8 protein-coding genes are annotated in these 7,328 nt (G+C 50.7%); 4 read left to right on the plus strand and 4 right to left on the minus strand.

The features are described 5' to 3' along the window. The 4 genes from EJP87_RS07145 to EJP87_RS07160 form a co-directional block, all read right to left on the minus strand. Positions 1-1,493 (minus strand): cbb3-type cytochrome c oxidase subunit I (locus EJP87_RS07145; protein WP_130471176.1); only part of this gene is annotated, 1,493 nt, incomplete at its 3' end. An 18-nt stretch (positions 1,494-1,511) separates the two neighbouring features. Further along, positions 1,512-2,048 (minus strand): cupredoxin domain-containing protein, encoded by a 537-nt coding sequence (locus EJP87_RS07150; protein ID WP_130471177.1) that lies wholly within the window; start codon positions 2,046-2,048, stop codon positions 1,512-1,514. Between the two features lie 28 nt (positions 2,049-2,076). Further along, complete coding sequence (locus EJP87_RS18435; protein ID WP_130471178.1) at positions 2,077-2,376, minus strand: hypothetical protein; 300 nt, start codon at positions 2,374-2,376, stop codon at positions 2,077-2,079. 236 nt (positions 2,377-2,612) lie between these two features. Next, positions 2,613-3,029, minus strand: a complete 417-nt coding sequence (locus EJP87_RS07160; RefSeq protein ID WP_130471179.1) for a DUF420 domain-containing protein — start codon at positions 3,027-3,029, stop codon at positions 2,613-2,615. A gap of 191 nt (positions 3,030-3,220) precedes the next feature. On the opposite strand from EJP87_RS07160, the gene EJP87_RS07165 reads away from it, so the two are divergent. The 4 genes from EJP87_RS07165 to EJP87_RS17730 all read left to right on the plus strand — a co-directional run. After that, positions 3,221-3,808: a hypothetical protein gene (locus tag EJP87_RS07165; RefSeq protein ID WP_130471180.1), complete on the plus strand. Its 588-nt coding sequence runs from the start codon at positions 3,221-3,223 to the stop codon at positions 3,806-3,808. Between the two features lie 89 nt (positions 3,809-3,897). Next, positions 3,898-4,260, plus strand: coding sequence for a hypothetical protein (locus EJP87_RS07170; protein ID WP_130471181.1), 363 nt, complete (start codon positions 3,898-3,900; stop codon positions 4,258-4,260). Continuing rightward, positions 4,257-4,814, plus strand: coding sequence for an SPOR domain-containing protein (locus tag EJP87_RS07175; RefSeq protein WP_130471182.1), 558 nt, complete (start codon positions 4,257-4,259; stop codon positions 4,812-4,814). The genes EJP87_RS07170 and EJP87_RS07175 overlap by 4 nt, the downstream gene beginning before the upstream one ends. Before the next feature lie 125 nt (positions 4,815-4,939). After that, positions 4,940-7,328: sensor histidine kinase (locus EJP87_RS17730; RefSeq protein WP_193771210.1), on the plus strand; the 2,389-nt coding region annotated here is incomplete at its 3' end.

Consider the following 7,328-nt stretch of genomic DNA (forward strand, 5'->3'; position numbering starts at 1 on the left):
AAGACCAGGGAGCCGACGGCAATCAGGCAGAATTGCGCTCCACCGACAGCAGCCAGAATACCACCCATACCGGCAACACCCATCATGGCAATGGCACTACCAGCAAACTGATACTGAACAGCAGCATCAGCAAAGTTGATATCCCAGTGACGACGGGGCACACCCAAGGTACCAGCACCAAGCATGAAGAGGATCAACAGCAGCATGCCGGCGGTAAAGATATAGGGTTGCCATTTGGCCATACCGGGCAGGATCAGTTCACGACGGAACAGCACCGGGATCAGCAAGTAGGTGATTGCCATAAAGGCCAAGGTGGTGCCGACAGCGACTGTGGCATGGAAGTGGCCGGGGACAAAGATGGTGTTATGGATAATCAGGTTGATCTGCTCGGTACCCATGACCACGCCGGTGATACCACCAATGAAGCCGAAGACAATCAAGGACATGAACATGCCGGAGAAGACAGGATTGCCCCAAGGAGCTTTTCTGAGCCACTCAAAGAGACCGTTGGTATAACCTTTTTTCCGTTGCGCCACTTCGATGGCACCCGGAACGGTCAGACCATGGATCATGCTGGCCAGAACCGCCAGATACATGGCATAGCTGGTGTTGAACACCTTCCAGGTTGCGCTGAGGCCAGCATCAACCAGCAAGTGATGGGCACTGGCCAGTTGCAGGAAGAGGATGTAGAGCAAGAAAGCGCCACGGCTGACCTTTTCCGACATGGGTTTGGCGCCGAAGAGGATGGCGGCAATGGCATACCAGATGGCGACGTGAGCCGAAACGTTGATTTGTTGCGAAGAGTGACCCATACCCCACCAGAAGAGGCGATAGATGGCGGGATCAATATTGTTGATCAAACCTACGGACCACAAGAAGGTGGGCAGCAGGATGGCGGCGCCGCTGGCGATGGTAAAGACGGCGATGATACAAGCGGTGATGGCACCAAAGGTAACCAAGGGGACCGAACCGTCATAGGTTTGTTCGCGCTTGGCGATAACCAGGGTGCCCAGAAAGACGAAACAGCCGATCAAGGCTCCCACGGCGAAGAGGATCAGACCCAGATAAAAAATGGGCTCTGCCGGCATGGGAACGTAGGAGGTGAACATCACGCTGGAGTTGCCACGGGCAAATGCGACCATGCTCATTACCGAGCCGATCACCATGAGCAGGAAACCAAGCCAACCGAAGGTGGGCGTAGCCGGTCGGCAACGCAGCAACGTCGAGGAGGCAAAGTAGAGCACTGCTATTTCAAAGAAGATGATCCAATAGATCAAGATTGCCGTACCATGCGCAGTCAGTGCGGTATAGAAGGCTTCTGCACTGAGCAGATGGATGCCAGGGGCGCGGGTAGCAGCGACGAGCAGGCCCAGAACACCACCGATCAACAGATAAACCACGCCGAGAACGGCATGAGCTTTCATCAAGGATTCGGCGGTTTTATGAAAATAGAGTCCTGAGTCAGGACATTTACGAAACATTTTTGCGGCCATGATTTACCTTATCCTCTCTTATTTCACGTAAATTTTGCCCAGCATGGTGTGGTGGCCAACTCCGCAGAATTCGTTGCAGACCACGCCATATTCCCCTGCCTGATTGGGACTGATATTCATAACCGTTTCGTAGCCAGGAAGAATCTGAACATTGATATTGACGGGTTGAATGGAGAGGCCGTGCTGCCAGTCCAGGGAAGTGACATGCAGGCGATAGCTCTTATCCTTTTCCAGCTCCAGGATTGGCCACCATTGCCACATGCGCGAGACCAGATAGACATCGCTACCCGGTGGTGGTTTGACCACAGGAATATCCATTTTGGTCTCTTTACGCACAGTATATTTATCGGCCATGGCCTTGGCTTTTGCTTCAAAGGCTTCTGGTTTGATGCGATAAGATTCATTGGAGAGGTTTTGATTTCCAAAAACATGCCAGTAAGGCATCCACAGGAAGAGAACCAAACACCAGGAGAGGGCAAGAATAATCCAGGTGATTTCGATTCTGTGGATGGGCTCTTTCCACCAGATAATTTGATTGGGAGGGGTAAGACTCATAGATTACGCTCCTTCTTTTTCTTTACCATTATTTGGCTACAGGGATATTGATGAGTTCGATGAGCCCCCAGAAGAGATACAGAACAGTTGGCATTCCCACACCAAGGGCCAGTAAGGCAAAAGGATTATCCAGCAGTTTTTGCATGCCGGGAACCGGCTCGTTACGCGAAATCTCCATGTTATTTCTTTCCCTCTTGGATAGAAAGTTGTTAAAAACAAGCACTGGAACGGGCCAGAACACGACAAAGTCATCTACTGCAACGGTACTGTGGATGAGCATGCCGTGCAATGGGCAAAGCGACACTCCACAGGTCAGAAAACGGGGCATGCAGACTCACCGCGTTTCAAACTATGCGAGGGTCTCACCATAGCAAGAAAAAATAATTGATCTGTGTTAATTCGCTGAAATATTTTTTTGTATTCAGAATTTGCGATAAGTTAAAAACTCCTGGTTCTGCGGCAGGATACGGGGAGGAGTATGCGCAGCGATTCCAGCGTATGGAATGGAGCACACGACTGTGCAAAACTGCCTCAGGGAGGCGTTATTATTCGGTACGTATGTTTTCAGGGTTGCCAATGATAGACCATCAGATAGACAAGCAGGCCACTCAAAGAGGCAAATATCCAGATCAATAATGTCCATTTTGCCCATTTTTTATGTATATCTCTGCGTTGCCGCAGAGCATAATAGAGGGTGAAGGGCAAAAGGATACCAGTAATCACAGCGGTCAGGCCATGGATGATCAACAGGCTGAAATAGAAGGTGCGGATGGCTCCTTGACCGGGAAAAGGGGTGATTCCCTGTTGGGCGTGATAGATTAAATAGGAGAGCAAAAACAGGGTGGCTGTGACAATGGCGGCAATCATCCATTTTTTGTGACGCTGTTCCTGAGCAGCACGAATCGCAAAAAAGCCCATGAGAGCCAAATTGAGAGAGAGCAGATTAAGGAAAGTATTCCAGTGTGGCATCAGGCTGATCATGGTATTCAGGTGGTATCTAGAGAAGGGTTGACAAAAAAAGCAGCGTCAGAGGTTATCGTCATGTTGAAATATCCTTAACAACACCCCTGATTTTCCGATACACTTCTCATCTAGAGGGGTATCATGGCAGACAGGAGCGATGGCTGTGAGGATGCGCGAGGCACCGCTGTGTGTCAAGGGAGAGAGGGCAAATGAAAGGATGGGTTATGATGTCGAGTAGAATAACAAATTATTTTGCCCCGCAAGGGATCGGCACGGGGGAAGAGGGGAGTGCAAAAGGTTTGTCGCGGATGGCTGCCTTGTTGTGCACAGCATTGCTGCTGACCGCTTGTGCGCCGCGTGTCACTGAAACCGTTCCGGTTCAACGTTCCGATCTGACATTGGATTTGCCTCTGGAACCGGCATCGCCCATGAAATCGCGGCCAGCGCAAGCTGTGCAGACCGTGCCTCCGCCTTTAGGCAGTTTGCGCAGTGATCGGCCTGCTGTACCCTCTGGCTTGGGACAGCCAAAAGAGTTTGGTATTCCAGCTCGCGATTCGGCGGCTGTAGTCTATGCTCCTTCTGCTGCCACTAAAAAGGCATCTGTAGGGAAAGCAAAAAGTGGGATCAAGAAAAAAGCAGTGAGCAAAAAGAAAAAAGCAGTCGTAAAAAAACGGACGGCAGTTAAAAAAGCCAATACGGCACCCTGCGTTGTTGCTCCGACAAAAGTGAAAAAGGCATCCAGCAAGGCAACGGCAAAGCCTGCAGCAGCAGATAGCGATACCTTGCCGCCCAAATAACCTGGTATGCTCTCTGCCATTGCACAAATGGCGGAATAGTGACCTTTTGGGATCAGCTCCATGCTGACTTAAATTTATAGGAGGCTGTTGTGAGAAGAGAAGTGCAAAGGTCAGGCAATATTGCTATGCGGTTGGCTGGGTTGTTGCTGGCTTGGACTCTGCTGACGCTGCCCGCTGTGGCTCAGGCTGAATGGTTTTGGGAAGAGTGGTTTCGGTCAGAGGCTGCGCCTGCGGTAAAACGGCCAGGCAATGGTTTGGCTGTTTATGATTATACGCCTCGTTCCTGGGCGCATCTGCCGGCCATTGTCTATGCTTCGGTGCCCACAATCGAGGGGCGCTATCCGGTGCAGGCGCAGCATGCTTTGAGCGGCATGCCGGTGCAGACCGTCCCGGTTCGTCCGGTAGTGGTACAATCTCGGCCACATGATGTCTATGGAGGAGGCGAACAATGATCAATAGTCAACTGTGGCAACGCCGCAGCAGCGCTTTTTTGCTGTTTCTGGGGCTCTCCTTTTTGACTGCCATGCCGGCGCTCTGGGCAGAGACAATCTACTATCCTGGCTATTTGGCCTATTATCCCTATGGGGATGGCAGTTTTGTCTACTCCTTGCCAAAACAAGAGGTAGTGCAAGAGGCACAGGTGGTGCCCATGCAGCCTGCACGCATCATTGAGTCGCCCGCCGGCGTTCCTGTGCCAGCCGTTGCCGCGGCCCGTCCTGGTCAGGCGGAAGTCTCTCGCGTCATGCTTGGTGGCTATTCGGTGCATGTGGGTAGCTTTTTGAAAGCGGAAGAGGCAGAACAGATGGAATCGGCACTGCAAAAGCTGGGACTGCCTTTCTTCTTGTCTCCCGCTGTCAGTAACGGAGTAACCTATACCCAACTGCATGCCGGGCCATACCAAGTTCAGGATCAAGCGTTCACTGCCTCCGATACCATTCGTGACCATTTGGGTCTGCAAGGTATTGTTTTGGCACATGGTCCCAAGCAAAACTCTTCTGGCAAATAGCAAGTTTTGCTGATTTGTTGAGAGTTGCTTTTATGACTGGCCGTTTTTGTGTATAATGGCTGCGCTCAAGTGGGGGCTGACCAGCCCCCATGCCCCTCCACGTTTTGAGGATTAGGGGTTTTTCGATGTCGCAGCAGGGTAACACTCCATCCAACAAGATTTTCTTGCGATCTCGTCGCTGGCAGATCGCTCTCGGAAAAATCCCCGCCATCATTATGTTGGTTGCCGTTTTAGCGACGGCTACTGTCTTCCATCTCTCTTGGCGTACTGTCTTTCATCAAAGCATCTTTGAATTGGCGCACCGCCTGGGCAATCGGATTACCAGTGAGATTGCCTATGAAATCAGTCTCTTGTTGGGTGGGGCGACTGCAGAGTTAAAATTATTGCACAAGTTGCTTGTCGAAAATGTGGTTGATCTCAATGACAATTCGGCAAGAGAGACCTTCTTTTTGGCTGCCCTGCAATCCAATCCCACTTTTTCCTGGGTCACGTTTGGTTTTCCGAATGGCAATTTTTTTGGTGCACAACGACAAAGTGCCGAGCGCTTTCGTGCTGTTGATCGGGTGTGGAATCCGGATCTGAAAGTGGCGAAAAGTACAGATCGTATTTTTCAGCGCGATGGTGAATTGCTGCATCTGACCAATACCCTGATTAGTGAGCAAAAATATTTTGCACCTGACCGTGCCTGGTATCGGGATGCAGTGCGGGCAGGACGACGGGTCTGGACAGATGTTTATATCTATGCCTCCAGTCAAAAACCGGGTATCGATGTGGCTATGCCCTTGGAAAAACAAGGGCAATTGATCGGGGTGATTGCCATCGGCATTGAGCTCGATCAAATATCCAAATATTTAAGTACCATCGAAGTGGGCAAAACCGGTATCAGTTTCATCATCAACCGGCGTGCGGAGTTGATTGCCTACCAGGATGCGGGGGAGGTGGTGGTTACCGATAATGTCGGTGAAAAGCTGCGCTTGGGTCGTTTGGCCAATGCCAAAGCCTCCATGTTGCGGGTTGCTGCCAAGGCTTTGGATCAGTGGGATCTGACTGGTGTGCACAGTGTGGGCAACCATGTCGCCCAGGTGGATGGTGAGGAATATTTGGTCACTTTGGCTCCTTCCATTCACAATGATTGGTTGATTGGCACGGTGATCCCCTCCAAAGAGTTTGTTTCCGAGGTGGACTCGATTCAGAATCGGCTTTTGATCGTTGTCAGTTGCGCGGTGGTGCTGCTCAGTGCTCTGGTATTGGCCTGGATACGGGCATTTTTGGTGCGTCCTCTGACGGTGACCACCGATTTGATTACGCGGATTGGCCAAGGGAATGAATGGCAAGAGGAGATTGTAGCCACCTCGCCGATTGTGGAGATCAACCGTTTGGTGCAAGCCATGCGGCAAATGGGACGGGATCTGGTCTCCTTGCGCAGCAAAGAGCATGAGCAGGTGCAGCTTCGCCTGAATCAGGAGCGCAGTTTTGTGCAGTTGAACCGGGCGATGCGTGAGGCAGAAAACATTGATACCTTATGCCATGCGGGTTTGCATTTTTTAATTCGTGCCATGGATGCCCAGGTGGGAAGTCTCTATCTGTTGGAGGAGGATGGCAGTTTGCGTTTGCACTCCAGCCATGCTTTGGCGCTGACCGATCTTCCTGAAAGATTGGATAGTCGGGAAGGATGGTTGGCCGCTGTGCTCGAAGAGCGCACGATGAAGATATTGACAGAGATTCCTGCGGATTGTTTTGTGATTCGTACCGGGGTGATGGATCTGCTGCCCAGCTCTGTGGTGGCTCTGCCTTTGTTGCAAAATGATCAACCCTATGGTGTCATTACTCTGGGACGTATCCAACCCTTTTCTGCTGCCTATCTTGATTTTGCCATGCGTGTGGCCGGGGCCATTGCTGTGGCGATAGCGGGTATTCAATCCATTTTGCGCAATCGTGCTCTTTTGAACCAAACCATGGAACAAAAAGAGGCATTGATTCAAAGTCAGAGTGAATTGAACAAGACTATCGAGCAACTGCAACGTACCAGTGAATACAAGTCGCAATTTTTAGCCAATATGAGCCATGAGATCCGCACGCCAATCAATGCGGTAATCGGCATGAGCTATCTGACCTTGCGCACCTCCTTAAGCGACACCCAGCATGATTATGTCAGTAAAATTCACTATTCAGCCCATACATTGTTGGGCATTATCAATGATATTCTTGATTTTTCCAAGATTGAGGCCGGAGAGATGGGCATGGAGTCGGTACCATGCAATCTGGACGAAATCATGGAAAACCTGGCCAACATGGTCTGTGTCAAGGCTGAGGAAAAAGGGTTGTTTTTGCTGTTTTCCCGCAGCAAGGATGTGCCCACGCAACTGCTTGCCGATCCTTTGCGTTTAGGTCAAATTTTAACCAACTTGACAGCCAACGCCATCAAATTTACTGAAAAAGGCGATATTGTTATCAGTATTCGCTGTTTGCGCCAATGGGAAGGCAAAGTGGAGTTGCAGTTTCAGGTGGAAGATA

Origin of the sequence: Candidatus Magnetaquicoccus inordinatus (assembly GCF_004217665.1) — a bacterium.
Classification (GTDB): Bacteria; Pseudomonadota; Magnetococcia; order Magnetococcales; family Magnetaquicoccaceae; genus Magnetaquicoccus; species Magnetaquicoccus inordinatus.

Excerpts from the sequence above, each read along its gene's own strand:
- EJP87_RS07150 (WP_130471177.1), bottom strand. The coding sequence starts at position 2,048 with ATGAGTCTTACCCCTCCCAATCAAATTATCTGGTGGAAAGAGCCCATC.
- EJP87_RS18435 (WP_130471178.1), bottom strand. The coding sequence starts at position 2,376 with ATGCCCCGTTTTCTGACCTGTGGAGTGTCGCTTTGCCCATTGCACGGC.
- EJP87_RS07160 (WP_130471179.1), bottom strand. The coding sequence starts at position 3,029 with ATGATCAGCCTGATGCCACACTGGAATACTTTCCTTAATCTGCTCTCT.
- EJP87_RS07165 (WP_130471180.1), top strand. The coding sequence starts at position 3,221 with ATGAAAGGATGGGTTATGATGTCGAGTAGAATAACAAATTATTTTGCC.
- EJP87_RS07175 (WP_130471182.1), top strand. The coding sequence starts at position 4,257 with ATGATCAATAGTCAACTGTGGCAACGCCGCAGCAGCGCTTTTTTGCTG.